Origin of the sequence: Caldicellulosiruptor sp. DIB 104C (assembly GCF_028198085.1) — a bacterium.
GTDB lineage: Bacteria > Bacillota > Thermoanaerobacteria > Caldicellulosiruptorales > Caldicellulosiruptoraceae > Caldicellulosiruptor > Caldicellulosiruptor saccharolyticus.
The window spans coordinates 963,249-989,918 of sequence record NZ_CP116337.1; the positions used below are offsets into that span (position 1 = coordinate 963,249).

The 26,670-nt window shown below is 35.2% G+C and carries 25 protein-coding genes; 23 read left to right on the plus strand and 2 right to left on the minus strand.

Going from position 1 to position 26,670, the window contains the following annotated elements:
• Positions 1-12 precede the first annotated feature (12 nt).
• The 13 genes from pfkA (at position 13) to PGC14_RS04815 (ending at position 11,872) form a co-directional block, all read left to right on the plus strand.
• The gene (gene pfkA / locus PGC14_RS04755) at positions 13-981 is read left to right on the plus strand and encodes a 6-phosphofructokinase (RefSeq protein WP_011917349.1); all 969 of its coding nucleotides are present in this window, start codon (positions 13-15) and stop codon (positions 979-981) included.
• Between the two features lie 21 nt (positions 982-1,002).
• Entirely contained in the window at positions 1,003-2,754 is a 1,752-nt protein-coding gene (gene pyk / locus PGC14_RS04760; protein WP_039767668.1) for a pyruvate kinase, read from the plus strand.
• 18 nt (positions 2,755-2,772) lie between these two features.
• On the plus strand, positions 2,773-3,189 hold the full coding sequence (locus tag PGC14_RS04765) for an acyl-CoA thioesterase (RefSeq protein ID WP_271629671.1): 417 nt from the start codon (positions 2,773-2,775) through the stop codon (positions 3,187-3,189).
• Between the two features lie 98 nt (positions 3,190-3,287).
• The gene (gene rpsU / locus PGC14_RS04770; RefSeq protein WP_011917352.1) at positions 3,288-3,464 is read left to right on the plus strand and encodes a 30S ribosomal protein S21; all 177 of its coding nucleotides are present in this window, start codon (positions 3,288-3,290) and stop codon (positions 3,462-3,464) included.
• A 17-nt stretch (positions 3,465-3,481) separates the two neighbouring features.
• Entirely contained in the window at positions 3,482-3,931 is a 450-nt protein-coding gene (locus PGC14_RS04775; RefSeq protein WP_039767677.1) for a GatB/YqeY domain-containing protein, read from the plus strand.
• Between the two features lie 120 nt (positions 3,932-4,051).
• Positions 4,052-4,345, plus strand: coding sequence for a YabP/YqfC family sporulation protein (locus tag PGC14_RS04780; RefSeq protein WP_271629672.1), 294 nt, complete (start codon positions 4,052-4,054; stop codon positions 4,343-4,345).
• A 1-nt stretch (position 4,346) separates the two neighbouring features.
• Complete coding sequence (locus tag PGC14_RS04785; RefSeq protein WP_271629673.1) at positions 4,347-5,489, plus strand: sporulation protein YqfD; 1,143 nt, start codon at positions 4,347-4,349, stop codon at positions 5,487-5,489.
• A 22-nt stretch (positions 5,490-5,511) separates the two neighbouring features.
• Positions 5,512-6,489 (plus strand): PhoH family protein, encoded by a 978-nt coding sequence (locus PGC14_RS04790; RefSeq protein WP_271629674.1) that lies wholly within the window; start codon positions 5,512-5,514, stop codon positions 6,487-6,489.
• A gap of 1 nt (position 6,490) precedes the next feature.
• The gene (locus tag PGC14_RS04795) at positions 6,491-8,005 is read left to right on the plus strand and encodes an HDIG domain-containing metalloprotein (RefSeq protein ID WP_307742507.1); all 1,515 of its coding nucleotides are present in this window, start codon (positions 6,491-6,493) and stop codon (positions 8,003-8,005) included.
• Positions 7,974-8,450: an rRNA maturation RNase YbeY gene (gene ybeY / locus PGC14_RS04800; protein WP_271629676.1), complete on the plus strand. Its 477-nt coding sequence runs from the start codon at positions 7,974-7,976 to the stop codon at positions 8,448-8,450. Before PGC14_RS04795 ends, ybeY begins: the two co-directional genes overlap by 32 nt.
• A complete protein-coding gene (locus PGC14_RS04805) occupies positions 8,447-9,145 on the plus strand; it encodes a diacylglycerol kinase (protein WP_039767684.1) in 699 nt (232 codons plus the stop codon). The genes ybeY and PGC14_RS04805 overlap by 4 nt, the downstream gene beginning before the upstream one ends.
• A 13-nt stretch (positions 9,146-9,158) precedes the next feature.
• Positions 9,159-10,235 (plus strand): DUF3048 domain-containing protein, encoded by a 1,077-nt coding sequence (locus PGC14_RS04810; RefSeq protein ID WP_271629677.1) that lies wholly within the window; start codon positions 9,159-9,161, stop codon positions 10,233-10,235.
• A 14-nt stretch (positions 10,236-10,249) separates the two neighbouring features.
• Positions 10,250-11,872 carry an MBL fold metallo-hydrolase RNA specificity domain-containing protein gene (locus PGC14_RS04815; RefSeq protein ID WP_039767688.1) on the plus strand — a complete coding sequence of 541 codons (1,623 nt, stop codon included), beginning with the start codon at positions 10,250-10,252 and terminating at the stop codon, positions 11,870-11,872.
• Between the two features lie 5 nt (positions 11,873-11,877).
• On the opposite strand, the gene PGC14_RS04820 is transcribed toward PGC14_RS04815, so the two are convergent.
• Entirely contained in the window at positions 11,878-12,420 is a 543-nt protein-coding gene (locus PGC14_RS04820) for a hypothetical protein (protein ID WP_237738282.1), read from the minus strand.
• Positions 12,421-12,489: 69 nt separating this feature from the next.
• Between PGC14_RS04820 and aroC the strand changes: the two genes are divergently transcribed.
• Together aroC and PGC14_RS04830 are read left to right on the plus strand one after the other, a co-directional pair.
• Entirely contained in the window at positions 12,490-13,635 is a 1,146-nt protein-coding gene (gene aroC, locus PGC14_RS04825; RefSeq protein ID WP_039767778.1) for a chorismate synthase, read from the plus strand.
• Positions 13,636-13,697: 62 nt separating this feature from the next.
• Positions 13,698-14,831: a D-alanyl-D-alanine carboxypeptidase family protein gene (locus PGC14_RS04830; RefSeq protein WP_271629678.1), complete on the plus strand. Its 1,134-nt coding sequence runs from the start codon at positions 13,698-13,700 to the stop codon at positions 14,829-14,831.
• Between the two features lie 33 nt (positions 14,832-14,864).
• Here PGC14_RS04830 and PGC14_RS04835 read toward each other — a convergent pair whose 3' ends face one another.
• Positions 14,865-15,095 carry an HPr family phosphocarrier protein gene (locus PGC14_RS04835; protein ID WP_011917365.1) on the minus strand — a complete coding sequence of 77 codons (231 nt, stop codon included), beginning with the start codon at positions 15,093-15,095 and terminating at the stop codon, positions 14,865-14,867.
• 228 nt (positions 15,096-15,323) lie between these two features.
• Here PGC14_RS04835 and mtaB point away from each other — a divergent pair, with 228 nt between their 5' ends.
• The 8 genes from mtaB to PGC14_RS04875 all read left to right on the plus strand — a co-directional run bounded on the left by mtaB (position 15,324) and on the right by PGC14_RS04875 (position 26,652).
• On the plus strand, positions 15,324-16,628 hold the full coding sequence (mtaB, locus tag PGC14_RS04840; protein ID WP_271629679.1) for a tRNA (N(6)-L-threonylcarbamoyladenosine(37)-C(2))-methylthiotransferase MtaB: 1,305 nt from the start codon (positions 15,324-15,326) through the stop codon (positions 16,626-16,628).
• A 17-nt stretch (positions 16,629-16,645) separates the two neighbouring features.
• A complete protein-coding gene (gene pheS / locus PGC14_RS04845; protein WP_271629680.1) occupies positions 16,646-17,668 on the plus strand; it encodes a phenylalanine--tRNA ligase subunit alpha in 1,023 nt (340 codons plus the stop codon).
• Between the two features lie 34 nt (positions 17,669-17,702).
• Complete coding sequence (gene pheT, locus PGC14_RS04850; protein ID WP_271629681.1) at positions 17,703-20,075, plus strand: phenylalanine--tRNA ligase subunit beta; 2,373 nt, start codon at positions 17,703-17,705, stop codon at positions 20,073-20,075.
• Positions 20,076-20,084: 9 nt separating this feature from the next.
• Positions 20,085-22,229, plus strand: coding sequence for an ATP-dependent helicase (locus PGC14_RS04855; protein WP_271629682.1), 2,145 nt, complete (start codon positions 20,085-20,087; stop codon positions 22,227-22,229).
• A gap of 7 nt (positions 22,230-22,236) precedes the next feature.
• Positions 22,237-22,683 (plus strand): divergent PAP2 family protein, encoded by a 447-nt coding sequence (locus PGC14_RS04860; protein WP_039767780.1) that lies wholly within the window; start codon positions 22,237-22,239, stop codon positions 22,681-22,683.
• Positions 22,684-23,421: 738 nt separating this feature from the next.
• Positions 23,422-23,970, plus strand: a complete 549-nt coding sequence (locus tag PGC14_RS04865; RefSeq protein ID WP_271629683.1) for a hypothetical protein — start codon at positions 23,422-23,424, stop codon at positions 23,968-23,970.
• Between the two features lie 19 nt (positions 23,971-23,989).
• Entirely contained in the window at positions 23,990-25,843 is a 1,854-nt protein-coding gene (gene dxs, locus PGC14_RS04870) for a 1-deoxy-D-xylulose-5-phosphate synthase (protein ID WP_271629684.1), read from the plus strand.
• Positions 25,840-26,652, plus strand: coding sequence for a TlyA family RNA methyltransferase (locus tag PGC14_RS04875; RefSeq protein WP_271629685.1), 813 nt, complete (start codon positions 25,840-25,842; stop codon positions 26,650-26,652). The genes dxs and PGC14_RS04875 overlap by 4 nt, the downstream gene beginning before the upstream one ends.
• The last annotated feature ends 18 nt before the right edge of the window (positions 26,653-26,670 follow it).

The following is a 26,670-nucleotide window of genomic DNA, read 5'->3' on the forward strand; positions in this document are numbered from 1 at the left end:
GGGGTATTGTATATGCCAGAAGTGAAGACAATAGGAGTGCTCACAAGTGGCGGAGACGCACCTGGAATGAATGCAGCTATAAGGGCTGTTGTGAGGACAGGGATTTACTATGGTTTTAGAGTGATGGGTATAAGGCGCGGATATAATGGGCTAATAGAAGGCGATATATTTGAAATGAATTTAAGGTCAGTGTCTGATATAATTCAGCGTGGTGGAACAATACTTTTGACTGCGAGGTCTCCAGAGTTTATGACAGAAAACGGGCTGAAAAAAGCAGCTTCTATGTGCAAAATATTCAAGATTGATGCTCTTGTAGTAATTGGTGGAGATGGGTCTTTTAGAGGGGCAAGAGATTTGAGCAAATTTGGAATAAATGTAGTGGGTATTCCTGGTACAATTGACAATGACATTGCATGTACAGATTATACAATTGGTTTTGACACTGCTTTAAATACTGTACAAGACGCAATCAATAAGATTAGAGACACAGCAACCTCTCACGAGAGAGTTAGCATATTAGAAGTAATGGGAAGACATGCAGGCTACATTGCACTTTATAGTGGTATTGCAGGTGGTGCTGAATCCATTGTAATACCTGAAAAGGGTTTAGATAAAGATGAGATAATAAGAAGAATTATTGATGGTAAGAACAAGGGAAAGCTTCACAATTTAATTATCTTGGCAGAGGGAATTGGTGGGGCAACAGAACTTGCAAAAGAGATTGAAGAGGCAACAGGAATTGAAACAAGAGCAACAATTTTGGGTTATATACAAAGGGGTGGCTCACCAACTGCATATGATAGAGTTATGGCAAGCCTTATGGGTGCAAGAGCTGTTGAAGTAATAAAAGAAGGAAAGAAGAACAGGATAATTGCCCTAAAAGATGGAAAGATTGTTGACTATGATATTGACGAGGCGCTTTCTATGCAAAAGAGCATTGACGAGTACATGTATGACTTGGCTACAATCTTGTCTTTATAAGAAGTTGTGGAGGTTTTAAAGTTGAGAAAGACAAAGATAATATGTACATTAGGGCCGGCAACCGATTCAGAAGAGATTATAAGAAAGCTCATTGAAAATGGAATGGATGTTGCAAGGCTTAATTTTTCACATGGCACCCACGAAGAACATAAAAAGAAGATTGATATGATAAAAAAGATACGAGAAGAGCTTGATAAGCCAATTCCAATTCTGCTTGATACAAAAGGTCCAGAGATTAGGATTGGTTTTTTCAAAGACGGTAAGGTTGAGCTAAAAGAAGGACAGAGATTCACACTCACAACCGAAGAAATATTAGGAAATGAAGAGATTGTGAGCATAACTTACAAAGAACTTGTTAAAGATGTTAAGCCGGGTGATAAAATATTAATTGACGATGGATTAATTGAGCTTGTTGTTGAAGACAAGACAGACAAAAATATAATCTGCAAGGTAAAAAATGGTGGTATTTTGACAAATCAAAAGGGAGTAAACGTACCAGGAATACCAATAAGACTACCTGCACTGACCCAAAAAGACAAGGAAGATATCCTCTTTGGAATTGAAAACGATGTTGACTTTGTGGCAGCTTCTTTTATAAGAAAAGCAAGTGATGTAGTTGAAATAAGAGAATTTTTAAATAAACACAATGGCAAAGACCTTTTGATAATAGCAAAGATAGAAACTCAAGAAGGTGTTGCAAACTGTGATGAAATAATAAGAGTTGCTGATGGAATCATGGTTGCAAGAGGGGATTTGGGAGTTGAACTTCCATTTGAGGAAGTGCCGCTTGTGCAAAAGATGCTCATTGAAAAATGTTATAAAGCAGGAAAGCCAGTAATAACTGCAACCCAAATGTTAGAGTCAATGATAAGAAACCCACGCCCAACAAGAGCAGAAGTCAGCGATATTGCAAATGCAATTTTTGATGGAACATCTGCGATAATGCTCTCTGGCGAGACAGCTATGGGCAAGTATCCTGTTGAAAGTGTTGCTACAATGGCAAAGATTGCCGAAAGGGTAGAAAGTCAAATAGACTATATCAAAAGATTCCAATCCCAAGTATTTGACATGCCAGTAAATGTTACAAATGCCATATCTCATGCTACCTGTACAACTGCGCATGATCTTGGAGCAAAGGCAATCATCACTGTGACAAAGTCAGGCAACACAGCAAGAATGGTGTCAAAATTCAGACCTGCCTGCCCAATTATAGCAACAACACCGTGCGAGAAGGTAAGAAGACAGCTCAATCTTTCATGGGGTGTTTATCCTTTTTTGGCAGAGTATAAAGACTCTACAGATGATATCTTTGACCATTCGGTGGAGATTGCTGTTAAATCAAAGATTGTTAAAAATGGTGATTTGGTTGTAATAACAGCAGGTGTGCCAGTTGGTGTAAGTGGCACTACAAATATTCTCAAAGTTCATGTTGTCGGTCATGTGCTTGTTGAAGGAAGAGGCTGGGGAAGTGGAAAGGTGACAGCAAGAGTATGTGTTGCAAAAAATCTTAATGAGCTAAAGCAAAACTTTGAAGACGGTGACATCATTGTTACAACACAAACAACCAATGAGTTTATTCCTTATATGAAAAGAGCAGCTGGAATAATAACAGAAGAAGGCGGGCAAAATTCTCATGCAGTAATTGTTGGGGCAGCTTTGGATATTCCTGTTATAACCGATGCTAAAAACGCTTTAGAGATACTTAAAAATGGTATTGTTGTTACGATGGATGCACAAAAAGGACTTGTCTTTAGTGGAGAACTTAAAAATTAATTATTGGGGTAATAGAAGATGATAGAGACAGACCTTGTTGTAAGGTATGCCGAAACAGACAAAATGGGGATTGTCCATCACTCGAACTATTTTGTATGGTTTGAGGTTGCAAGAACCGAGCTTATAAAAAAGGTAGGCATTTCATATTCCGAGATTGAAAATAACTTAGGTGTATATTTGCCTTTAATAAGCTGCGGGTGCGAGTTCAAAAAACCTTGTTTTTATGAAGAAAGAGTGAAGGTTAGCGCAAGGGTTAATAATTTGACGCCTGTGCGAATAAAATTCTATTATGAAGTTGTGAAAGACCATGTTGTGTGTGCAATAGGATATACTGAACATGCCTTTGTTGACAAAAACTTTCGACCTATAAATCTTGAGAAGAAGAACAAAGAACTTTTCAATTTGTTCAAGACCTTATTGGAAGAAGATATGTAATATTTAAAATTATTTGACACACCTCAAATAGCTGAGTTATAATAATACCATAATCCCAAGGTTATGTTTTAGAGCCTGGTTTGAGGGGAGGGAAATTGATGTCAGAAGTAAGAGTGGGTGAAAATGAATCACTCGATAGTGCCCTCAGGAGATTTAAAAAGAAATGTGCAGAGGCTGGGGTATTAGCAGAGCTCAGGAAAAGAGAGCACTATGAAAGCCCAAGCGTAAGGAGAAAAAAGAAATCAGAAGCGGCACGCAGGAGAAAACGCAGATAATTTAGGAGGCGTTGTAATTGAGCCTTAAAGAAAAGCTATTGGAAGATTATAAGTCTGCTATGAAAGACAAGGACGTCGTGAGAAAAAATGTAGTTGGTATGGTAAGAGCTGCAATATTGCAGTTTGAAAAAGATAACAAAGTTGTGCTTGACGACAATGGTGTGTTGAATGTCATTGCAAAAGAAATTAAAAAAAGAAAAGACAGCTTGCCTGAATATATAAAAAGCGGAAGACAAGACTTGATTGATGATCTAAATAGAGAAATTGAGATATTGCAATCTTATCTTCCGCCTATGCTCAGCCAGGAAGAGTTAGAAAAGATAGTGCTTGATGTGATAGAAAGAGTAAAACCTTCTGGGATGAAGGATATGGGTAAGGTTATGCAAGAGGTAATGCATAAAGTGAGTGGCAGGGCAGAAGGTAAGGTTGTTAGTGAAATTGTAAAAAAGCATTTGTCAAAAATGTGAAAAAAGCGTGAAAAAGTGGTTCTCTTTGAGAAAAGGGGACCACTTTTTTGTTATAAAAAGATATGAGTATAAATAAAATAAAGGTGAAGATGTTTATTTTCAAGTGAAACTGGTTTGTCGATGAAGAAGTCAAAGACCTTAAAAGAGGTAACACAAGCCTCTCAAGTTCCAAGAGAGATAATCACAAATGAGCCGAGAATTACACTTATTGGAGAAGATGAGGTAGTAGTAGAGAATCACAAAGGACTTATATTGTATGAAGAAGGTTTAGTTAAGATAAATACGGTAAGGCATCCGCTTTATATTAAGGGAAGTGGTCTTCTAATCAAAAAAATGGATGAAGAGGTAATGGTGATTAGTGGAAGAATAAGATCAATTGAGTATATAAGCTTAAATGAGGAGAAGGAAAAGTAGGATGTTTGCAAATCAGCTAATCTTAAAAGTAGAAGGTGAGAATCTAAACAAGTTTTTAAACATGCTTGTATTCAATAAAGTTTTGCTGGATATTAGGGAAAAAGGACAGAATTCATTGGTTATTGTAGTGTATTTAGCCGATTTCAAGAAAGTAGTAAATATTGTCAAGAGAACAAATTCAAGAATTCACATCTTAGAAAAAAGAGGAATTTATTTTTTGATAAGAGAGATAACTACTTTCAAGCTTATTTCTATTTTGTTTTGTATCTTATTACTCTTTTTGTTCAGCCTTTTTATATTTGATGTAAAGATAAAATCTCAGGACTCTAATAAATTAATAGATGATAAAATAGTACAAACACTAAAAAACTACAATATAAAGCCATTTACTTTAAAGATGAAGATTGACCAAGAAAAGCTTTCAAAGAAGCTTCTTGCAGATTTGGAAGAGCTAATGTGGGTAAAAGTTAAAAAAGAAGGTGGACTGTTGATAGTAGAGTATGTAAAAAAAGAAGAAGGAGATTTAAAAAACAAATGGGGTAAAATTTTTGCAAAAAGTAGTGGAGTTATACAAAAATTGATACTAAAGTCAGGGAATGCTCTTGTCAAGGAAGGCGATACAGTAATCGCAGGACAACTTCTTATTGATAACAGGGTTGTTACAAAAGATGGGAATGAATACTATGAAGATGCAATAGCAGAGATAGTTGCAACAACTTTTTATTCAGTATCTCAAGACTTTTCTTTGCCTGCATATCAAAAGGTCTATACGTCACAAAAAAAGGTTCCATTTATTGTAATTGGTAAACATGAGTTTATGCCAAAAATTGTAGTTACTAATAACGAGAAATGTGATAAAATTAAAATAAGAGAGTATAAACTTTTTATTGTTCCAATTCGAGTAGGTATATATGAAATAAAAAGGTATGAGTTAAAAAAACATACAATTAATTTGGAGGAGATAAAAAGGGAGTTAATAAAAAGGTGTAATGATAATTTTAAAAAGATTACTTTGGGTAAAAAAATTCAGAGTATTGTTAAAGTGAAGACATATTTTAAGATTAAAAAAGTGAAAAGTGAAATAAAGGAAATAAAATGTATAAGAGATTATGAGTGTTTAGAAGATATTACTTTGAAAAAATAAGAAACGTAGGAGGGTAAGTTTGTTGGAAGAAAGATTAATCTCAACTGTCAGTATTGAGGACACAAAGGATTTTTGGAATATCTTTGGTGAGTTTGATTCTAAAGTCAAAACATTAGAAGAGCTTTTAAATGTAAGTATAGTTTTTCGCGACAACGCAATAAAGATTATCGGAAACAGTCCAGAAAATATCAAAAGGGCAGAGAAGACAATAAAGATTTTACATGATATGGAAAAGAAAAAAATGGACATTGATGAGCACACAATAAGGTATGTTATTGAGACATTAGAAGATGAAGAAATAAGAAAATTAGAAGATGAGGTTATATTTATCACACACCGAGGAAAACAAGTAAAGCCCAAAACATTAGGGCAAAAAAGATATATTGATGCTATAATGAACAACACAATTGTGTTTGGAATTGGACCTGCAGGAACAGGAAAGACATATTTAGCTATGGCCATGGCTGTTTATTATCTTAAAAAGAAAGAGATAAGCAAGATCATCCTAACAAGGCCAGCGGTTGAAGCAGGCGAAAAGTTAGGATTTTTACCAGGCGATTTGCAAACAAAGGTTGACCCTTATTTGCGACCAATTTATGATGCACTTCATGATTTGATTGGCACAGAAGCCTATCAGAGGTATATGGAAAGAGGAATTATAGAGGTTGCTCCGCTTGCATATATGCGCGGTAGAACCTTGGACGATGCTTTTATTATTTTAGATGAGGCCCAAAACACAACCTCTGAGCAGATGAAGATGTTTTTGACACGTCTTGGATTTGGCTCAAAAGCGGTCATAACTGGCGATATAACCCAGATTGACCTGCCAAGTGGTGTTGAGTCTGGGCTTGTTCAGGTGACAAAGATATTAAGAGACATTGAGGGAATTGAATTTGTGTTTTTGACATATCAAGATGTTGTGAGACATCAACTTGTTCAGAAGATTATAAATGCATACAATAGGTATGAAGAAAAACGAAAGGAGAAACAAAAGGCTTAAGATGTTACAAAACTCCCAGAAATGGCATAGCAGAAGAAAGATTTATCTTTGTCGCATGGTGTCACTTAGCTCTTTTTTTATTGTTTCCATGATATTGATATTAACGTCGAATAGAAAAAGTCAAGATTTTCTGTATGGCAAAATTTTTACATTTTTAAAAATTAGCACAAATTATCATAATAACGTACAAATAACCAGAGATTTTATAGGAATATTATTACTTCTTCTAATTTTAGTTCTATTTTTGAGTGTGTATTTTTATCTTTTTGAAAGAGAATTTATAAACAGCTGCAATGATATGATAGCAGTAAGTACAGTTTTGATTTTAAACTTACTTTTGGTAAAATTTCTTATTCCAATCCCCGCATTTGCAATCCCAGGCTTTATGGGGATTGTTTTAATTTCTCTCTTGATCGATGTAAGGATTGCAATTGTATTCAACATTGTTGTATCGATTATTACATTGTTAATTGTAGGAGACAAAAATTTTGATTTTGCTCTTTATCTTTTTATAGGTGGGAGTCTAAGTTCAATTGTTTCGCACAAGATTCAAAGTAGAATTCAGTTTATAAGTCATGGTTTTTTATCAAGCTTAATCTCAGCCCTTTTTGTTTTGGCAATTGAACTTGTCTATCAAACTGATGGGGAAATGATTTTATATAATTCAATAAACTCCTTTGTTGGGACAGCGCTTTCATTTGTGCTCGCGTATGGTACTCTCCCTATATGGGAATATATCTTTGACTATGCAACACCAATTAGACTTATGGAACTTTCAAACCCTAACCATCCATTGTTAAAAAGGTTACTATTAGAAGCTCCTGGTACGTATCATCACAGTTTAATTGTGGGAAATTTGTCAGAAGTTGCTTGTGAAGCTGTTGGTGGAAATTACCTCTTAGCACGAATAGGTGCTTATTACCATGATATTGGAAAATTGAAAAGACCATTTTATTTTAAAGAAAATCAAATTGTAGAGGAAGACCCTCACAACAAAATATCACCAACACTTTCTGCACTTATTATAACATCTCACACAAAAGATGGTGTTGAAATTGGCAAGGAATATAAATTGCCTAAGCAGGTGTTGGATATTATAAGGCAGCACCATGGAACTACAAAGGTGGCTTTTTTCTATGGCAAGGCTTTGACACAAAATCAGCAAGTTAGTGAACAAAAGTTTAGGTATGAAGGTCCTGTCCCCCAGAGCAAAGAAGCAGCAATAGTTATGCTTGCAGACTCTGTTGAGGCGGCGGTAAGAGCACTATCATCGCCAACACCACAGCTGATTGAAAGTACTATAAGAGGGATAATTTATGAAAAACTTATGGACGGCCAGTTAAATTCAAGCAATTTGACATTTAAAGAATTAGAAACTATTTGTGATAGCTTTATTAAGGTGTTGACGGGTGTTTTCCATAAAAGAGTCAGTTATAATTTAGTTGATGACACTACAAATAAAATGGAAGAGGTGGTAAGCAGAAGTGAAAATTATCATTCAAAATCAGCAGGATAAATATCAAATAGATGAGAGCATTTCCAGGATAATAGAAAATTCGGTATTGAATACATTGAAGATTTTTATGGATGACGAAAACTATGAAATTAGTGTAATGATTGTTGATAATCAATTTATAAAAGAGCTAAACAAACACTATAGGAGTATAGACAGAGAAACTGATGTGTTATCATTCCCTATTTTTGAGTTTAAAAATGGAGAGCTTCAGGAAGATATAGCAATTGTAGAAGAGGAAATTCCACTTGGAGATATTGTAATCTCAATTGAAAAGGCTTATGAACAAGCAAAAGAGTTTGGACACTCTGTTGAAAGAGAGATTGCGTATTTGACTGTCCACTCGGTATTGCACTTATTGGGCTTTGACCACATAGAAGAAGATGATAGAAGGCTTATGAGGAAATATGAAGAAATGGTTTTAGAGGGTATGGGGTTGACAAGATGAAAAGAAAAAGAACACTTCTTGAAAGTTTTGACAATGCAATAAATGGGATAATTATTGCGTTCAAGTCACAAAGGAATATGAAGATACATTTTTTAATAGCCTTTTTAGTATTGTTTTTTACGATAGTATTTAAGCTAAACAAAATTGAAACAGTAATAATTTTGATTTGTATTGGATTTGTTATAACTGCAGAACTTATAAACACGGCGATAGAAAATACTATTGACCTTATGGCCAAAGATTTTGAACCCAAAGCAAAGATTGCAAAAGATGTAGCAGCAGGTGCTGTTTTAGTGACTGCTCTTTTAGCCTTGACAATTGGATACTTTCTATTTTATGACAAAATGAAACTACCCTTAGAGATTACCTTAAAGCATATTAGAGGAATTTCTTTTCACGTAGTTTTTTTGTCGCTTATAATTGTGGCAATGGTAATAGTTGTCGTAAAAGCTGTCAACAAGAGGACAAAATTTATGCAAGGCGGAATGCCAAGCGGTCACACAGCTTTAGCCTTTGCAGCAGCAACTGCCATTATTATGCTTACAAATAATCTGATAATTGTTTCTTTGGCAGTTTTTATGGCACTTTTGGTCTTGGAGAGCAGATTGGAAGCAAAGATTCATACAATTTGGGAAACAGTTGTAGGAGCAATAATTGGTGTGCTTGTGACACTTTTAATATTCAAGATTAAATGAGAGAGGGACAACCATGAAAAGGATTTTCTTAAAAAGATTGGTATTTAATATTTGTATAATTGCAAGTGTGATAATTTTGCTTATATCGTTGTTAGCAGGTTGCGGAAAGAAAAAGGTTTGTGCTCACAGCGATTCTGAAATCAATAAAGTGAAGCAGACTGAAAAAGAAGAACATAATAATGTAACAAGTTTTAGTTCAGATAATTACATATGTAAGCTCACAGGTGAGGTTATATATCAAAAGGACGAGCACCAGGTAATTGCGGTGATGATAAACAATGAACCTGGCGCAATCCCTCAATCTTCTTTAAATCAAGCAGAATATCTTTATGAAGCGCTAATAGAAGGTGGAGCAACACGTATAATGGCAATCTACCACCATACATATCCAAAAAAAGTGGGGCCAATCAGAAGTGCAAGACCTTACTTTATGCAGATAGCAAAGTCACTGAATGCATATTATATTCACTGTGGAGGAAGTCCTCAAGCCTATAGGCTCTTTAAACAAGGTTATATCCCTCATATTGACGCAATTTACACAGGTGGAGGAATTTTTTATAGAACATCTGATAGAAAGGCACCACATAATTTGTATTCAACAATGGAAAGTCTAGTAAAGTACTTTGATAAAAAAGGGTACAAAAAACAGCAAGGTTATAAGTTTTATCCTTTAACAGACAGTGTAGTCAATAAGTATACTTCAGGAAACTCAAAAGTTAAAATTCGATTTTCTGGTTGGTATTATGTTAAGTACGAGTATGACCCTGTAAAGAAGGCTTATAAAAGGTTTGTGAAAGAAAAGCCACATATTGACAAGGAAACAGGTGTTGAGCTTTTTGCAAAAAATTTGATAATATTAGTTGCTAAATATGATACAATAAAGAATGACGACAAAGGACGACAAGAAGTAGATTTTTCTAAAGGGAAAGGATACTTACTTCAAGAAGGAAAAACTATTCCAATAACTTATACATTTGATATAAAAAACTCATTTACAATGAAAGATAATGATGGCAAAGAGATTAAGCTTCTGAAGGGTAACACATGGTTTGAAATAGTACCTCAATATGGGGAAATAGAGATTAATTGAGAGGAGAGAGGATTTTGAAAGTAACCTTTTTAGGTGCTGCTCAAACTGTGACAGGTTCATGTTACTATTTTGAATTCAATGATAAAAAATTTTTAATTGACTGTGGAATGTTTCAAGGTGGGCATGCAGAGGATGAGCTAAATTTTGAGGTATTTCCATTCAATCCATCAGAGATTGACTTTATGATTTTATCTCATGCTCACATTGACCACAGCGGGAGAATTCCTAAACTTTACAAAGATGGGTTTAGAGGGATAATTTATACAACTGATGCAACTGTTGATTTATGTTCCATTATGCTTCCAGACAGTGCGCATATTCAAGAAAGTGATGTAGAGTGGAAGAATAAAAAGAGAAAGAGAGAAGGCAGAGAGGAGCTAAAACCCCTTTACACTATTGACGATGCCTATGCGTGTTTAGAGCTTTTCAGTGGTGTGAAATATGAACAGGTAGTTGAGATAGATAGCAATCTTCGATTTGTATTGAAAGATGCAGGTCATATGCTTGGTTCAGCAATAGTTGAGCTTTATATAACTGAAGATGAAAAAGAGTACAAGTTAGTGTTTTCGGGCGATTTAGGGAATAGAAACGTTCCCATTTTAAAAGACCCATCAACAATAGATGGCTGTGATTATCTTTTTATTGAAAGCACCTACGGTGATCGACTGCATGAAGATGTGGAAAATAAGTCTAAAAGGCTAATAAGAATAATTTGTGATACCATTTCAAATGGTGGTAAGGTTATAATTCCTTCGTTTGCAGTGGGAAGAACTCAAGAGATCTTATATGAGATAGCAAAGGAACTTACTACAGGTTCTGATGAGGCAAAGCTTATTCAAAGTATTGATATATTTGTTGACAGTCCATTGGCTACCTCAGCAAGTAGTGTGTACAAAAAACACATAGACTACTTTGATGAAGAGGCTGCAGAGTTTATAAAAAAGGGAATTTATCCACTTGAACCTAAGAATTTGAAATTTGTCCGTACAGCTGACGAGTCAAAGATGCTAAATAACTATGAAGGAAGCTGTATAATAATCTCATCAAGCGGAATGTGCGAAGCTGGGCGAGTAAAACATCATTTAAAACACAACCTTTGGAAAGAAAACAATACCATCCTATTTGTAGGTTATCAAGCACCAAATACCCTTGGAAGAAAACTTTTAGATGGTCAGAAAAAGGTCAAGATCTTCGGTGAAGAAATTGAAGTCAAAGCGAAGATAGAATATATCGAAGCATATTCAGGACATGCTGACAAAAACGGACTTATCAAGTGGATTGATAGTATGAAAAACAAGCCCCAACAAGTCTTCATTGTACATGGTGAGAAAGAATCACAAGTTGAATTTGCACAGGAGCTTAAAAGAAACTTTGGTTTTGATGTTCATATTCCTGCACGTGGCGAATTTTACGTAATAGGTCCGGAGCAGATTGTGACAAAAGACAGACTATTTTCAGAGTCGCCTTCATTTGTCAATCTCTCTATTTTGGCTCAGATTGAAGATATTGAAGATGATTTAAATAGACTAAAAGAATATATAAAAAGTGCTTCTGTCTCACCAGAGAGATTGAATGCTATAAACAGTAATCTTGAAGAGCTCCGGTATCTTATTAGCTTAGCACTCAATGATTATTGATATTTTCACCTTATGTCTACATTCTTTAATACAAAAAGTTTGTCGGAAAATTTGAAATAGATATTTATAGATGAGGTCTGGTAAGGTAGAGGTAGAAATTTGGCATAGAATTTTACTTTATACCCGAGAGGTCTATCTGTAGGGAAGTTTTCTATTTCATAGTACGGAATAGGGTAGAATTTTTGTTTTGTAGTTGTATCTTCGATGTAGATGTATTCAAATGCTGATTTATCAATATTTTTTCTTGCTAAATCTTCGATAATAAGTGTCAGACCAAAATAGCTTTGGTTGCCCGTAATCTGGGAATAGGTTATAAAATACTTCTCCTTTGTTATTTTTTCAAGGCTTACTTTAAGCACTCCTATTATTGAGAAATATTTAGACTCGCCAAAACTTAATTTTACCATCGAAGGTTCATGGTACACGTATATATGCTGATTTGAACTTCTCATAATGAAAATACTGAGGATAATGTATACAATTAAAATGACACAAAGTATACTCACAAGCTTTGTCTTCATCTCTTTAATATACTTAAACATGTTCATTTATATTATATTTTTTGCGACTTCTTTTTTTGCAAGTGAATGAAATTATTTTTTGTTTGGGGTGAAAAGATGAGATTCTTGGACGCAGGTGAAACACACGGCAGATGCTTAGTAGGAATTGTTGAAGGATTTCCAGCAAATGTAAAGATTAATATTGATAATATCAATAGGCTTTTAGAACTTCGCCAAAGAGGTTATGGTAGAGGCAAGAGAATGGAAATAGAAAAAGACAAAGCTATAATTTTGTCGGGTGTGAGAAACTCATATACAACAGGAGCGCCTATTACAATAATGATTGAGAACAGGGATTATGTAAATTGGCAAAAGTATATGGATCCAATTTTATGCGACACTATAACTAAAAAGGTTACTGTACCACGTCCTGGGCATGCTGATTTGCCAGGCTGTCTTAAATATGGATTTGATGATGCAAGACCTGTGCTGGAGAGGGCAAGTGCGCGTGAGACTGCTATGCGTGTTGCAATAGGGGCTTTGTGTGAAGAGCTTTTGAATGTTTTTGGTATAAAACTCTACAATCACGTTGTTGAAATAGGCGGGGTCAGAATCAAAAAAGAGTATAGTACTGACGATGTAAATTTATTCGAGGAGGCAGAAAACTCTGACCTTTTTTGTATTGACAAAGAAGCTGAAAATGATATGAAGCAGGTAATAGATAGCGCAAAAGAAGCGGGAGATAGTGTTGGTGGTGTTGCTGAGGTAATTTGTAAAAATGTACCTTTTGGTCTTGGAAGTCATGTACACTGGGATAGGAAACTTGACGGACTGCTTGCTCAGGCTGTTATGAGCATCCAGTCTGTTAAAGGCGTTGAAATTGGAATGGGATTTGAAGTATCAAGAAGGTTTGGTAGTGAAGTGCATGATGAGATTTTTTACGATGATCAAAAAGGCTTTTATAGAAAGACAAACAATGCAGGTGGTATTGAAGGTGGAATTTCCAATGGTATGGATATTGTAATAAGGGCTGCTTTCAAGCCAATTCCGACATTGTACAAGCCACTCAGAAGTGTAGATTTACAAGGTTTAAAGAAAAAAGAAGCAGCAGTTGAAAGATCAGATACTTGCGCTGTACCAGCAGGAAGTGTTGTAATGAGGGCTGCTGTAGCTTATGTATTAGCAAATAGCTTGATTGACCGCCTGTCAGGTGATTCTTTAGATATCATGATAGATAATTACAAAAGATTGTACCAGAAGTAAAAGATGGATACATACCCCCTACATTAAAAACTCAAAATAAGGTGTAGGGGGTGTTTTTGTATATGTCCAAGAAAATCAAGTTTTCTGTTCTATTGGTTATAGTAAGTTTAAGGATTTTAAGCTATTATAATGAATGCTATGCAGGTTTGAAATGTGACATTCAAGTCACTGCAAAATCGGCAATAGCAATAGAATGGACCACAGGCAAAATTTTATTTGAGAAAAACAAAGATTTAAAGCTCCCTATGGCAAGTACTACTAAAATAATGACAGCGATACTGGCGATAGAAAATTGTGACCTCAACAAGGAGATTGAAATTCCTGCTCAAGCTATTGGTGTTCCTGGCTCGTCGATTTATTTAGAAAAAGGTGAAAGGCTTAAAATAATTGAGCTTTTATATGGACTTATGCTTGCCTCTGGCAACGACGCTGCGGCTGCTTTGGCAATTAGCGTTTGTGGAGATGTTAAAAAGTTTGTTAATTTAATGAACAAAAAAGCAAAAGAGCTTGGACTTAAGAATACTATGTTTTCCTCCCCACATGGACTTGAAGAAGGAGAACATTACACTACTACACATGATTTAGCACGTCTTACTGCTTATGCCATGAAAAATCAGACATTTAGAGAGATTGTAAGCACAACTCAAAAGGAAATAAGGTGGACAACAAGGCCATATAGTAGAGTTTTAAAAAATAAAAACAAGATGCTAAAATCTTATCAAGGTGCAGAAGGTGTTAAGACAGGGTTTACTAAAAGAGCTGGCAGGTGCCTTGTCACCTCTGCTTGCCGAGATGATTTTAGGGTTATTTGTGTTGTGCTCAACGCACCTGATATGTGGAATGATACCAAAAAAATTCTTGATTTTGCATATCAAAATTACAAAATTCTCAAAATTGCCAGAGGAGAGATTGGTTATTTGAGAGTAAAAGATTCAAAGGAGAATTGGGTAAAATTGGGGATAACAGAACAAAATATTTTTGTTTTGACAAAGGACCAGTATCCAGGTCTCAATGTTGTGATTTCAAAGAAGGTATCAGCACCAGTTAAAAAGTATACAGAGGTGGGGAAACTTGAGATAAAATATGACCATCAAACCTACTCAGTTCCTATTGCGACTCTTCAAGAATGTCAGAGAAAAACCTTTTGGGACAAGTTAAAAGAGAGGTTTTTCAGGCAGAAAGCCTCTCAAAAATAAATTTAGCGTGGGCTTTAGCCACGCTAAATTTATTTACTTTTCTATAAACGGCTCAAGTTCTTTTAACAGGTCTTCGCAGTTGTCTGAATGAATCTCTACCTTAATAGGCTTGCTGAGGTCAAGACTGAATATGCCCATGATTGACTTTGCATCAACTACATACCTGCCAGATGTTAGGTCAATGTCAAATGGATACTTACTAACAATGTTGACAAAGTTCTTAACTGAATCAATTGTGTTTAGTCTTACTGTTACTGTTTTCATTTTAAATTCCTCCCTTCACAACTAAAATAATACTCACATTTATTATCATACATATTTTTAAAACTTAAATCAATTAACCTCTTACACATTTTCTATACCCTTTTTTCATTAAAAAATAACAATCCATTTTAATTTTCATAAAAAAGGTTGAAAAGCAATTATGACTCTTTATTTATTGTAAGCTAAATATTATAATATAACTTAAAACATGGAGGTGAATGTTATACGTTGAAAATTGCTTTTTATACACTTGGGTGCAAGGTAAATCAATACGAAACACAGGCTATTGCTGAAACCTTTGAAAGATTGGGTTATGAGATAGTAGACTTTGACCAAGAAGCAGATATATACGTTATAAACACGTGCACAGTTACAAATGTAAGTGACAGAAAGTCAAGACAGGCAATAAAACGAGCCAAAAAGACATCACCAGATAGTATAGTTGTTGTAATGGGGTGCTATCCGCAGGTTTACCCGCAAGAAGTTCAAAAGATTGAGGGAGTTGATATAATTGTTGGTACAAGGGATAGAGAAAAGATTGTCGAGTATGTAACCGAATATTTAAAACAGAAAAAGAAGATTTTAGCTGTTAATAATGAATATAAAAGGGATACTTTTGAAGAGTTAAAAATTTCAAGCTTTAATGAGAGGACGAGGGCTTTTATAAAAATAGAAGAAGGTTGCGAACAGTTTTGTTCTTACTGTATAATTCCATATGCAAGAGGTTCTGTTGTGAGCAGAAGCTTAAGTTCCATTTTAGACGAGGTACAAAGACTTGCTTCAAATGGGTACAAAGAGTTTGTAATTACAGGTATTAATATCTCAGCATATGGCAAAGATTTGGATTATAAGGTTACACTTCTTGATGTAATAGAAGAAATTAGCAAGATTGAAAAGGTAAGACGAATTAGGTTGAGTTCTCTTGAGCCAATTGTTATGAAAGAAGATTTTATAAAAAGATTAGTAAAGATAGAGAAGCTATGTCATCACTTGCATCTGTCACTTCAAAGTGGAAGTGACAAGATTTTGAAACTTATGAATAGGCACTATACAACTGATGAGTACAGACAAATTGTAGAAATGGTAAGAGGTTATTGGGATGATGTTGCTTTTACAACAGATATTATCGTGGGTTTTCCAGGGGAGAGTGATGAGGATTTTGAAAGGACTGTAGAGTTTGTAAAGGAGATAGGATTTTCAAGAATCCATGTTTTTAGGTTTTCACCAAAAAAAGGTACAAATGCATATAATATGCCAAATCAAGTAAGTAGCGCAGAGAAAGAAAAGAGAAGCGAGATTTTAAAAAGTGTAGCAAGAAAACTTTCATTTGGTTTTCACAAAAAGTTTGAAGGGAAAATAGTGGATGTTTTAATAGAAGAAAACTCAACCTTTGAAGGATATTTTGAAGGGTACTCGGGAAATTACATTCGTACACTTGTTCCAAAGACAGAGTCAATTAGAGTTGGTGAAATTTACAAGGTCAAGGTGAAGGAAGCTTTTGAGCAGTATGTTATTGGTGATATAATATTTTAAAAAAGGTGGTGTTTGTTTTGAACATTGACATCTCAAACTTAAAAGTTCAGTGTATGGGTGAAATAGCAAATGTTAAAAATTTAAAAGAACTTGAAGAGTTTCAAATAAAGTATTTAGGGAAAAAGGGTATTGTTAAAAATATGCTAAAAGAACTCTCCACCCTCCCTTCGGACAAGAGAGCACAAGCTGGAAGACAGTTGAATGAACTGAGAGACTTTATTGAAGGACAAATAAATGAGTTGCGCAAAAAATTTGAGGAAGAGGAAAAACAAAAAAGAATACAAAAAGAGAGAATTGATGTTACAATACCAGGAAAAAGAGTAGAAGTAGGGGCAATTCATATCCTGTCGCAGGTACAAAAAGAGATTAGTGAGATATTTTTAAGCATGGGCTATGAGATTGCTGAGGGACCTGAGGTAGAGCTTGATTATTACAACTTTGAAGCTTTGAATATTCCTGCTGACCATCCAGCGCGTGACACTCAGGATACTTTTTATATCTCAGATGATGTTTTGCTAAGAACACATACATCACCAGTTCAGATTCGAGTTATGAAGAGCAAAAAGCCCCCAATTAAAATAATTTCACCTGGAAGGGTTTACAGATCTGATGAGGTTGATGCAACACATTCGCCTATTTTTCACCAGATAGAAGGACTTTTTGTGGACAAAGGGGTTACAATGGCTGATTTGAAAGGAACGCTTGAGGTTTTTGCAAAGAGGTTTTTTGGTGAGGAAACAAGAGTGAGATTCAGACCTCACCATTTTCCGTTTACTGAACCATCTGCTGAGGTTGATATCTCATGTATATTTTGTGGGGGAAAAGGATGTAAAACTTGCAAAGGAGAAGGGTGGATTGAAATCTTAGGTGCAGGAATGGTACACAGAAAGGTTTTGGCAAATTGCGGCATTGATCCAGATGAATACACAGGGTTTGCATTTGGTATGGGTGTTGAAAGGATAGCACTGTTAAAATATGAAATTGAGGACATTAGACTTTTTTATGAAAATGACCTGAGATTTTTGAAACAATTTAGATAAAATTAAATTTAACTTACAGAAGGAGTGAAGAGTTTTGAAAGTATCTCTTGAGTGGCTAAAAAGCCTTGTAGAGATAGACTGTTCTGTTGATGAACTTGTTGAAAAGCTCACAATGAGTGGAACGAAAGTTGAAGGGTATGAGAAAAGACTTGATTCTGTCAGGAATGTAGTTGTTGGCAAGATATTGGATGTATTTTTGCATCCAGAGAATCCCAATTTGTTTGTTTGCAAGGTTGATGTAAAAGAATGTGTATTGACAATAATCACAGCTGCTAAAAATATTTATAAAGGTGCTTTTGTACCTGTTGCAAAACCTGGTGCAAGTCTGGCAAACGGCAAGGTGATTGACAAATTAGAATTCAAAGGTGTTGTATCAGAAGGCATGCTTTGTTCCTTAGATGAACTTGGACTGACAAGCGCTGAGTTTCCTTATGCTGATGAGAATGGGATTTTCATTCTTGAGGGTATAGATGATGACAAACTTGGAATTGATATAAAAGAGGCTTTAAAGATAGACGATATAATTGTAGACTTTGAGATAACATCTAATAGGCCAGACTGTTTGAGTGTTGTTGGTTTAGCAAGAGAGATTGCAGCTGTTTTGAAGAAAAAATTAAAATTTCCGAACTTAAGCTATATAGAAGTTGATGACAAAATAGAGAATTATCTTGATAAAATTGAGATTCAAGATGGGAATATTTGTAAAAGATATATTGGCAAGGTAATAAAAAATGTAAAAATTGGACCATCACCTGAATGGCTTAGAAAAAGACTTATAGCCTGTGGTGTTCGTCCAATAAATAATATTGTAGATGTTACAAACTACGTAATGCTTGAAATAGGCCAGCCTCTTCATGCATTTGATTTGAGCAAAATTCATGGCAGAAATATCTTTGTGAGACTTGCAAATGATGGTGAAGAGATTATTACTCTTGATGGTGTAAAAAGAACTTTGAGGTCTGTAGATATAGTAATTGCGGATGAAGATAGGGCAATTGCAGTAGCTGGTGTGATGGGTGGCTTGGAAACAGAGGTTGACGAAAATACTAAAACGGTGCTTCTTGAGTCAGCTACATTCAACCCTGCAATGGTGCGAAGAACTTCAAGGTATTTAGGTCTTAGAACAGAAGCATCAAACAGGTTTGAAAAAGGTCTTAGCCCTTACTTTGCGGAGGTTGCAATACAACGAGCATGTGCACTTATTGAAGAAATAGGTGCTGGTGAGGTTGTAAAAGGCACAATAGACACTTATTTAGTTCCTCAGCAGCAGGTCACAGTTAAAGCCGATTTTTCGTATATAGAAAAGTTACTTGGAGTAAGTGTACCACATGATAATGTAATTGAAATCTTAGAAAGGCTTGAAATTTTGTATGACAGCCAAAAAAACGTTTTTATTGTTCCACCATTTAGGGTTGATATTGCTGATATGGCAGATATATCTGAAGAGGTAATAAGAATCTACGGTTATGATAAAATACCCTCAAGAGTTTATATGGGAAATGCAATCTCCTCAGGACTTACTCAAAAACAAAAGATGGTAAATGAAATCAAAAGTTTTCTTGCAAATAGTGGTTACTATGAGATTTATTCGTATTCTTTTGAATCACCGAAAGTTTATGAGATTTTAAAAGGGTACAATTTAGATGATGCTGTTAAAATTTTAAATCCGCTTGGAGAAGATTTTTCAATTATGAGAATGCAACTTTTAAGTTCAATCCTCAAAGCTATCAATCTTAATCTTTCACGAAATATCAAAGATATTAAGATATTTGAACTTGCGCCTGTGTTCAAAAAATCAAACGATAAGTTGCCAGATGAAAAGCTTGTATTGGCATTAGGAAATGTTGGGCAGGATTTCTACTTTGTAAAAGGAATTTTAGAAAACCTTTTTGATATGCTGAGAATTGAAGATATAGAATTTTCTTCTGACCATACTAATTTAAATCTGCATCCAACGAGGTCTGCGAAAATTACATCAAAAGATAAAATAATAGGGTATATTGGTGAGGTCCATCCAGATGTTTTAAGTGGTTTTGACATTCAAGGAAGAGCAATATATGCTGAAGTTTACATTGACAAGCTTTTAGAGCTTGAGAAAAAGGAAAAGAAATATGCACCACTCCCCAGGTACCCAGCTATTGAAAGAGACTATGCATTTTTGGTACCTGACGAGATTGAAAGCAGAGTAATTGAAGATGTATTTAAAAAATATGCGTCAGAGATTTTAGAAGAGTTTTATTTATTTGATGTTTACAAGGGACAGCAGATAAAAGAAGGATTTAAAAGCTATGCATACAAAGCAGTTTTCAGGTCAAAAGAAAAGACATTGTCAGACGGCGACATCTTGCCACTGCAAGAAAAGATATTAGGTGAGCTAAAAAATCACAATATTGGTCTTAGGGAGTAGTAGAGGAAAATGGAGTGGTTGAAAGAGTTAAATGAAGAACAATTAGAGGCGGTTCTTTCAACGGAAGGACCGCTTTTAGTATTGGCCGGAGCTGGTTCTGGCAAAACAAGAGTAATCACATACAGAATTGCATATATATTGAATATGGGATTGGCAAAACCAAGCAATATATTGGCTATAACATTTACTAATAAAGCAGCGGATGAGATGAAAGAACGCATAAAAAAGCTTGTAAGTGTGGAGTCTTTTTCGGAGATGTGGGTTTCTACCTTTCACTCTGCATGTGCTAAGATACTTAGAATGGAAGCACATAATATAGGATTTTCTAATAACTTTGTCATATTTGACATGCTAGATAGAAACCAGCTTTTAAAAGAGTGTTTTACAAGGTTGAATATTGATGAAGAGAGACTTGAACTCAGGTATGTTTCAAAACTAATTAGCAATTTCAAGAATATGCTAATAGGTCCATCTGATGTTTATAAAGAAGGAGATGTGGACCCACATGTTGTTGAGGTTTACAGGCTTTATAATAAACTCTTAAAAGAGTACAATGCTTTTGACTTTGACGACCTTTTGTACTATACTATAATGCTCTTTAAAACAAACCCAGACATATTAGAAAAGTATCAGCATAAGTTTAAATATATTTTAGTGGATGAATATCAAGATACAAACCATGCACAGTTTTATTTGATTTATCTACTTTCACAAAAACACAGAAATATCTGTGTTGTAGGCGATGATGATCAGAGTATTTACAGCTTCAGGGGCGCAGATGTAAGGAACATATTAGAATTTGAAAATGTTTTTCCAGATACAAAGGTGATAAAGCTTGAAAAAAATTATCGATCTACAAAGATAATCTTGTCCGCTGCAAATGAGGTTATAAAGAACAACAAATATAGAAAGTCAAAAAGGCTTTGGACAGATAATAACGAAGGCGAAAAGATTTATCTTTATTCAGCAGTTGATGAGGTTGACGAGGCAAATTTTGTCTCAATGTCAATAAAGAATCTTATACAAAGTGGAATTAAGCCTTCTGAAATAGGAATCCTATATAGGACAAATGCTCAGTCGCTAAACTTTGAAAATTCTCTTTCTTCTCATTCAGTCCCTTATAAAGTGGTAGGAAGTTTGCGATTTTACGAAAGAAAAGAAATAAAGGATATTATTGCATATTTAAGACTCATAACTAATCCTGATGACAACTTAAGTTTGTTTAGAGTTATAAATGTACCAAAAAGGGGAATTGGGCCAAGCACAGTAGAAAAGATAAAGGTTTTGAGTGATGAGTATGGAATTTCTGCTTATAGGTTGTTAAAAGAAAGAGGGAATTTTGAGTTTGACAGAAGAACGTATGCAAAATTATATGACTTTATTTTACTATTAGAGAGCATGAGATTTGAAGCTGAGTCAAAATCAGTGGTTGAGGTAATCAAGCTTGTGCTTGATAAGACAAAGTATATGGAGAGCTTGCTTTCAAGTAAAAATGAGGAAGATTTCCAAAGAGCAAAGAATATAGAACAACTAATCAGTGCAGCAGCTATGTTTGATGAAGAAAACGAAGATAAAAGCTTACAAAACTTTTTAAACTCAATTACCCTGAGCTTTGAAGAAGATGACAGTCAAAAAGAAGATAAAGTCATGTTAATGACAGTCCATGCTGCAAAAGGTTTAGAATTTGAGGTGGTATTTTTGACTGGTCTTGAAGAAGGGTTATTTCCTCTTATGAGGTCAGAAAATGAAATTGAGTTGCAAAATGAACTTGAAGAAGAAAGAAGGCTTTGTTATGTGGCAATTACAAGAGCAAAGAGATTATTGGTTCTAACATATGCAAACAACAGAAGAGTTTTTGGGCGATTTTCATCAAGGCAAAGATCATGTTTTATTGACGAGATTCCAACAAAATATATCCAGCAGATATATACACCACTTATGATTATAAAATCTTCTGGTACACAAATCAGTGGTAATACAGAAAGTAGTACCAAAAAGGCTTTGGCTGTTGGTGATATAATACAGCACAAGAAATTTGGTATTGGGAAAGTATTATCTGTTTCAGAGGATATGAATGAGGTGTTGATAGACTTTGAGAAGTTTGGACAGAAAAGGTTGCTTTTATCATATGCAAATCTCATAAAGATTGGTTGATGGGAAGATGAAACAGGTCATATACGAAATAGTTACAAACAAGGCTCTACAAGTTGGTTTTGTTAGCTGGTTTATAGCCCAGTGTTTAAAGATAATAATAACCTTCTTTGTGTCCCACCAAATAGACTTTAGAAAATTCATAAGTTCAGGTGGAATGCCAAGTTCTCATTCAGCGTTTGCCTGCGGGCTTTCAACTGCGGTGGGGTTTATAGATGGTTTTAGCTCAACAAGTTTTGCTATTTCATTGACATTTACATTGATTGTGATGTATGATGCAGCTGGCGTGAGAAGAGAGGCTGGCAAACAAGCACAGACACTAAATGAGCTCATAGAAATGTATTTTTCACCACATTACAAGCCCCAGCACAAATTAAAAGAGCTTATAGGGCACAAACCTACAGAGGTGTTTGTTGGAGCACTTCTTGGCATTTTAATAGCAACTATAATGATTTGAAGCAAAAAAGAAGCTGTGGTATAATATTATTCTGAAAACATAATAAAAAAGGTCTATAAAATGGGATAGGGTGATGCAGTATCCTAGTCAGAGTGGCTGCTTTCGAAGGCGGGCCTAAAAATCCGCCAAAGGGCACACCGATGAAGTTCCTGGTTTTGGCTTCTGACGCCCAGTCAGGGGTTGAAGCTGGGAGTAAGGGATAAGGGAGTCCTGCAATGGCATGCAGGATGGAACCCTTTTCCCGTGGAGGCTAACGCACAAAAAGAAGGCTAAATTCTTTTTGTGCGTTAGTAAAACCTACCGCCAGGTACATCTATAATTAAGTAGATGTGCTTGGGGTAGTGTAGCCTGCCTTGAGCGAGATAGACGGATGGCCGAATTTATGGCTCCTCTAAAAATAGGGCCCGTTTTTAGAGGAGTCTTGAGGCCTGAAATCTATTTCGCAAAAGAGGCTAGAAAGCATGCCCTCTGTCGAGGAAAGCTCCTAGGCTGTGCCGATTTTCGGCTTTACGAAGGGGATTAAAGTGCGGACTTAGTGGCGATCTGGTTGTGTGTTGGGCAACCGCACACCCAAACTTTTAAAGGGAAACCGCCTCCTGGCGACGGGAGGTAAGTTTGGGGGAAATCCTACCAGACCTCAAGCCGCAAAATTTACCCTTCGTAAAATCACCCTATCCCATAAATTTGTATACTTTCAATGTAAGATAAAAAAGTTTTTTTATATATTGGGGAGGAAAAATGGGGAGTAAGAAGACACAAACCAAAAAGTCAGAGTATTTTAAATGGGTAGTGTTTTTATTTGTATTGTCCTTTTTATTGTCTGCTTCTCTAAATTACATCTCGAGTATTGTGTCTGAAAAATTACCAATTACTATATCATTTGTATTATTGCTTATAATAATTCTTTTGGGAATTTTATTTGATATAATAGGTATAGCAACTACTGCTGCTGATGAAGTTCCTTTTCATGCCATGGCTGCAAAAAAAGTTAAAGGAGCAAAAAACAGTATTTGGCTCATTAAAAATGCAAGTAAAGTTTCTTCAATTTGCAATGATGTAATAGGAGACATCTGTGGGATATTGAGCGGTTCGCTCTCAGCAAGTATTGTTTTCTATATTTCAAAGAATAGTAACGCTGATATTGTGTTTCTTTCACTGATTTTAACAGCAACTGTTGCTGCTCTTACAATTTCAGGTAAAGCAATTGGCAAGTATTTTGCAATCCAAAAAAGTTATGATATAGTGAAAATAAGTGGGAAAATTCTCAGCATCTTTATAAAGACATAGAGGTAGGAAGTGAGATGATTTGGGTATTTTAGAAAAAGTAAACTATCCTAAGGACATAAAAAAGCTCAGTATATCGCAATTATATACTTTATCTGAAGAGATAAGGGAATTTTTATTGTATAACATTGCAAATACGGGTGGGCATTTAGCAGCAAATTTAGGTGTTGTGGAACTTACACTGGCACTTTTGTATATATTTAATCCGCCTGAGGACAAGATTGTATGGGATGTAGGTCATCAGTGCTATGTGTATAAGATTTTGACAGGAAGGAAAGAAAAGTTTGCTACTTTGCGAAAATTAGGGGGGTTGAGTGGTTTTCCAAAGTCAAAAGAAAGTATCTATGACTCATTTGACACAGGACACAGTTCAACTTCTATTTCAGTTGCGTTAGGATTTGCTATTGCTCGTGACCTAAATCACAAAGATTATAATGTAATTGCTGTAATAGGAGATGGAGCGTTGACAGGTGGGCTTGCATATGAGGGGCTTAACAATGCTGGAAGGTATAACGGAAAACTTCTTGTAATATTAAATGACAATCAAATGTCAATCTCAAAAAATGTTGGCGCGATTGCTAAGTATTTGTCTAAGGTTAGAACACAGCCCAGGTATTTTAAACTAAAAAAAGCTACCGATGAATTGGTTGCAAATATTCCATTTATAGGAGAAAAGCTTAATCAGTTAGTAAGAAAACTAAAAGGTGGTCTTAAATATATACTTTTTCCGGGTATGCTTTTTGAAGCTCTAGGCTTTGAATATTATGGACCGATTGACGGACATGACATAAAGAAGATGTGTGAAGTTTTTGAAAATGTTAAAAATTTGACAAAACCTGTTTTGGTTCATATTGTCACACAGAAAGGAAAAGGATATGAACATGCTGAAAGGTTCCCTGAAAAGTATCATGGTGTTCCACCATTTGACATAGAGACAGGCAATCATTTAACAGATACAAATTCCAAAAGTTTTTCAGAAGTATTAGGAGACAAGTTATGCGAACTTGCAAAGGAAAATCAAAAGATTGTGGGAATAACGGCTGCTATGCCTGATGGAACAGGGCTTACTAAGTTTGCGAAGATGTATCCAGAGCGATTTTTTGATGTTGGGATTGCCGAAGAACATGCTGTGACGTTTGCAGCAGCCCTTGCAAAAGAAGGTTTCAAACCATTTGTGGCAATATATTCTACATTTCTACAACGAGCATTTGACCAAATTATTCACGATGTATGTCTTCAAAACTTGAATGTAGTATTTTGTGTAGACCGGGCAGGACTTGTTGGCGAAGATGGCGAGACTCATCACGGCAGCTTTGATATATCTTATTTAACGTTAATACCAAACTTAACAGTGATGGCTCCAAAGGATACAAAAGAGTTTGAAATGATGTTAGACTTTGCCGCAGCTTATCATGGTGGACCTATTGCAATAAGATATCCAAGAGGAACAACTAAGATTGTGGGGGTTTATGAACCAATTTTATTTGGCAAGTCTGAAATATTAGTAGAAGGCAGTGATTTGGCTATTTTTACAGTTGGAAGACATGTTTCAATGTTGTATGATATTATTAAAGAAAACAATTTGAACATAACGCTGATAAATGTAAGATTTTTAAAACCTTTAGATGCTAAATTTATGAAAAAAATAGCAAAAACTCACAGGAAAATATTAATTGTTGAAGATAATACTGTAGTTGGTGGTCTTGGCGAAAAAATAAAGGGTATTATTGGTGAAGTCAATAGCAAGAATTTGGTAAAACATATTGGACTCCCAGATAAGTTCATTCAGCAGGGATCAATTAGTGAGCTTTATTCTTTACTTGGTTTGGACAAAGAGAATTTAAAAAATGTCATTATGGAGTTGATAGCAGATTGAAAAAGAGAGCAGATATTTTACTTGTTGAGAAAGGTTTTGCAGAGTCTCGCGAAAAAGCAAGGGCACTTATCTTGAGTGGAAATGTCTATGTGAACAATCAAAAGATTGAAAAGGCTGGGGAGCTAATTGATTGTAATGCTCAGATTGTAGTAAAAGAACAGCTGAAATTTGTGAGCAGAGGCGGACTTAAACTTGAAAAGGCATTGAATTTTTTTAGTATAGATGTCTCAGGAAAAATTGCCTTAGACATTGGAGCATCTACAGGTGGGTTTACAGACTGCCTTTTGCAGTATGGTGCAAAAAAAGTTTACTGTGTTGATGTTGGCTATGGCCAGCTTGCATGGAAGCTAAGAGAAGATCAAAGAGTTATCAATTTTGAGAAAACAAATTTTAGGTATTTTGAGAGAGAAAAGATACCTGATAGAATTGATATAGTTGTATGTGATGTTTCATTCATCTCATTGACGCTTATAGCACATAAAATAAAGGAGTTTATGGAAAAAGGTACTGAAGGCATTTTGCTAATAAAGCCTCAATTTGAAGCAGGAAGGAAGGAGGTTGGGAAAAAAGGAGTCGTAAGGTCAAGTCAAACACATGTTCGTGTTATTAAAAAGGTGATTGATTGTTATTTCTCCTTAGGTATTAGCATAAAAGGCTTGACGTACTCTCCTATTAAAGGTCCAGAAGGAAACATTGAATATTTACTTTGCCTCGAACAAGAAGATTTTCCGCAAAATGTATTAACAGAAGGTAAGGTGCAAGAGGTTGTCAGTGAAGCTTTTGAATCTTTAGGAGGAAAAAGAATATGAAGTTGGATGGAGGTTTTT

Bases quoted from the DNA above. Each gene is read 5' to 3' on its own strand.
- pfkA (WP_011917349.1), top strand. From the start codon at position 13: ATGCCAGAAGTGAAGACAATAGGAGTGCTCACAAGTGGCGGAGACGCA.
- PGC14_RS04780 (WP_271629672.1), top strand. From the start codon at position 4,052: ATGAAGAAGTCAAAGACCTTAAAAGAGGTAACACAAGCCTCTCAAGTT.
- PGC14_RS04830 (WP_271629678.1), top strand. From the start codon at position 13,698: ATGTCCAAGAAAATCAAGTTTTCTGTTCTATTGGTTATAGTAAGTTTA.
- PGC14_RS04820 (WP_237738282.1), bottom strand. From the start codon at position 12,420: ATGAACATGTTTAAGTATATTAAAGAGATGAAGACAAAGCTTGTGAGT.
- aroC (WP_039767778.1), top strand. From the start codon at position 12,490: ATGAGATTCTTGGACGCAGGTGAAACACACGGCAGATGCTTAGTAGGA.
- rpsU (WP_011917352.1), top strand. From the start codon at position 3,288: ATGTCAGAAGTAAGAGTGGGTGAAAATGAATCACTCGATAGTGCCCTC.
- PGC14_RS04785 (WP_271629673.1), top strand. From the start codon at position 4,347: ATGTTTGCAAATCAGCTAATCTTAAAAGTAGAAGGTGAGAATCTAAAC.
- PGC14_RS04865 (WP_271629683.1), top strand. From the start codon at position 23,422: ATGGGGAGTAAGAAGACACAAACCAAAAAGTCAGAGTATTTTAAATGG.
- PGC14_RS04835 (WP_011917365.1), bottom strand. From the start codon at position 15,095: ATGAAAACAGTAACAGTAAGACTAAACACAATTGATTCAGTTAAGAAC.
- PGC14_RS04855 (WP_271629682.1), top strand. From the start codon at position 20,085: ATGGAGTGGTTGAAAGAGTTAAATGAAGAACAATTAGAGGCGGTTCTT.
- PGC14_RS04805 (WP_039767684.1), top strand. From the start codon at position 8,447: ATGAAAAGAAAAAGAACACTTCTTGAAAGTTTTGACAATGCAATAAAT.
- PGC14_RS04795 (WP_307742507.1), top strand. From the start codon at position 6,491: ATGTTACAAAACTCCCAGAAATGGCATAGCAGAAGAAAGATTTATCTT.
- PGC14_RS04810 (WP_271629677.1), top strand. From the start codon at position 9,159: ATGAAAAGGATTTTCTTAAAAAGATTGGTATTTAATATTTGTATAATT.
- PGC14_RS04765 (WP_271629671.1), top strand. From the start codon at position 2,773: ATGATAGAGACAGACCTTGTTGTAAGGTATGCCGAAACAGACAAAATG.
- PGC14_RS04860 (WP_039767780.1), top strand. From the start codon at position 22,237: ATGAAACAGGTCATATACGAAATAGTTACAAACAAGGCTCTACAAGTT.